2 protein-coding genes are annotated in these 2,427 nt (G+C 48.2%); both read left to right on the top strand.

Annotated elements, in window-relative coordinates; all coding sequences use genetic code 11:
* On the top strand, positions 1-855 hold an 855-nt coding region (locus H6S82_RS29180), incomplete at its 5' end, for an SDR family oxidoreductase (protein WP_191057173.1).
* A 113-nt stretch (positions 856-968) separates the two neighbouring features.
* A complete protein-coding gene (locus H6S82_RS29175) occupies positions 969-2,210 on the top strand; it encodes a succinate--CoA ligase subunit beta (protein WP_190463847.1) in 1,242 nt (413 codons plus the stop codon).
* Positions 2,211-2,427 lie beyond the last annotated feature (217 nt).

Here is a 2,427-nt window from a genome sequence, read left to right as displayed (position 1 = left end):
GGCGCTGCTTTGGCGCAAGTTTTAGCCAAAAAGTTTCCTGGCATTCGATTGGTGTTGGCAGCGCGTAACCGGGCCAAGCTGGATACAACTGCCACATACTGTAGCAAAGCAGGGGCAGAAGTTTTGGTTGTCCCTACGGATATGTCGTCGATCGAGCAGGTGGATGCTTTGGCGAGAGCTGCTATCCTGCGTTTCGGTAGGGTGGATGCTTTGGTGAATAATGCCGGTTACGGTCAAATGGGGCCGCTCGAATTGATTCCATCTGCATCGGCGCGGCGGCAATTTGAGGTGAATTTGCTGGGGCCATTGGCTTTGAGTCGCGCTTTGATACCTGGGATGCGCGATCGCGGTGGTGGCAGAATCATCAATATTAGTTCTTTAGGAGGAAGACTGGCGTTTCCTTTTGGGGGTATATACAGTTCCTCGAAATTTGCTTTGGAAGGACTCAGCGATGCTCTCCGTATGGAACTGGAACCTTTCAATATCAAGGTCAGCGTCATCGAACCGGGGCCGGTGACTACCGATTTTTTTGATGTGGTTGCCCAAGGAGTTGAGGAAACAGTTCCCGATCCCGAACAGACTCCCTATCGCGCTGCTTTTAAGAAGTTAGAAGGGTTACAGGAACAAACTAGCAGTCGCGCTTGGACATCCGAACGGGTGGCTGAAGTAATTGTGCGATCGCTTACAGATCCTCGTCCTCGTCCGCGCTATATCGCTGCTACGGGTGGCGAATTCCTGCTGTTTATTATGACCAAAGTGTTGCCGACTTGGGCGGTAGACCGCTTCTGGCAAAGATTTTATGGCATCGATTTAGTAGCTCGTGAGTGGCAGGAACAAATGAAAAATAAAAACTAAAAATTAAAGAGGAAAGAAAAAATTAACTAATTTACATCAAAGATGTGTAAAAAGTGGTAAAGTAAAAGTGAAGAAGATTTCTTTCCTCAGTGATTTTTAATTAATATTTTGATATGGACTTATTAGAGTATCAGGCAAAAGAATTATTTCGGGAAATCGGTATTCCCGTTTTGCCCTCCCAAAGAATTGACAGCCCCAGAGATTTAAAGGGATTGAAAATACCCTATCCGGTGGTACTGAAGTCTCAAGTGCCAGCAGGGGGAAGAGGGAGAGCAGGGGGAATTAAGTTTGTAGAAAATACGATCGATGCCATCGCAGCCGCACAAACAATTTTCCATCTGCCCATAATGGGACAATACCCAGAGGTGTTGCTGGCAGAAGCGAGATACGATGCCGAAAGGGAATTTTATCTGGCTGTGGCTCTAGATTACACCCTTCGCCGCCCCGTGCTTTTGGGTTCTCCCAAAGGCGGCATCGATGTGGAAGCAGTGATGGAACAAATGCAGCAGGTGGTAATAGAGCAAGAATTTTCCCCATTCTACGCTCGACGGCTAGCTCTGAAGATGGGATTGGAAGGCAATTTGATTCAGTCGGTCAGCGATATCCTCCAAGCTATGTACAATCTGTTTGTCCAGAAAGACTTGGATTTAGTGGAAATCAATCCTCTGGGTGTGAATGCAAATGGCGAAGTGATGGCTTTGGACGGTAAGGTCACAGCCAACGATTGTGCTTTGCAACGCCATCCGGATTTAGCTATACTGGCGACCAAAGTAAGGCGGGGGAAACCGCATCTGTGCGGTCATTGTGGAGAAACGCCTGCACCGGTCAGCGAGGATTTGTGGGAACTGGAAGGAAATATCGGCATAGTTTGCAATGGCACCGGTTTGGCGATGGCAACTTTGGATTCAGTTTACCAAGCCGGAGGAAAGCCAGCTAGCTGCTTGAATGTGGGCGAAGAAGTTCCCAGCAATGTAGCGACAACGCTGTGCGATCGCTTGGAAAAAGGTCTGGAAACGATCGCACATGAAAATAGTATCAAAGTCTTGCTCGTGAATATTTTGGGTGGCGTGACTTCCTGCGATGAACTTGCCGATGCTATTTCCAACTTCGTACAGCGAAATTACGGTGAGGGGCTGGTTTCGCCTTTACCCAGCAGACCTGTGCGCCGTCCCCGCCAAGATAGCACGGAAACGGGCAACGGTCACAACCCCTATTTTGTCGTGCGTTTGGCGGGTAGCGAGATAGACGCGGCAAAAGAGCGTTTGGGGGCGCTGGGAGTGTCTGTGATTGATAATTTGGATGAGGCAGTATCGCAAGCGGTAGCTTTGACGAAGCCTTCTGGTAAGCGTTCTTGATGTAGGGGCTAGGGGTTAGGGGTTAGGGGTTAGGGGTTAGGGGTTAGGGGAAAAGGATGCAATTAGTTCTGGAACAAATTATCGTACAACCAGGGCAACAATTGTTGCTGAAAGATATTAGCTGGCAACAATTTGAAACTATTTTAGAGGAATTGGGAGAAAGTCGCGCTGCAAGGCTTTCTTATAGTGATGGATGGTTAGAAATTATGAGATCGGA

The organism is Planktothrix sp. FACHB-1355, assembly GCF_014748295.1.
Classification (GTDB): domain Bacteria; phylum Cyanobacteriota; class Cyanobacteriia; order Cyanobacteriales; family Aerosakkonemataceae; genus Aerosakkonema; species Aerosakkonema funiforme_A.
Note: the sequence above shows the minus strand (reverse complement) of the source record. Positions and strands in the feature narration are given on the sequence as shown.

What these genes read in the sequence shown, in the direction of transcription:
- H6S82_RS29175 (WP_190463847.1), top strand. Translation starts at nt 969, where the DNA reads ATGGACTTATTAGAGTATCAGGCAAAAGAATTATTTCGGGAAATCGGT.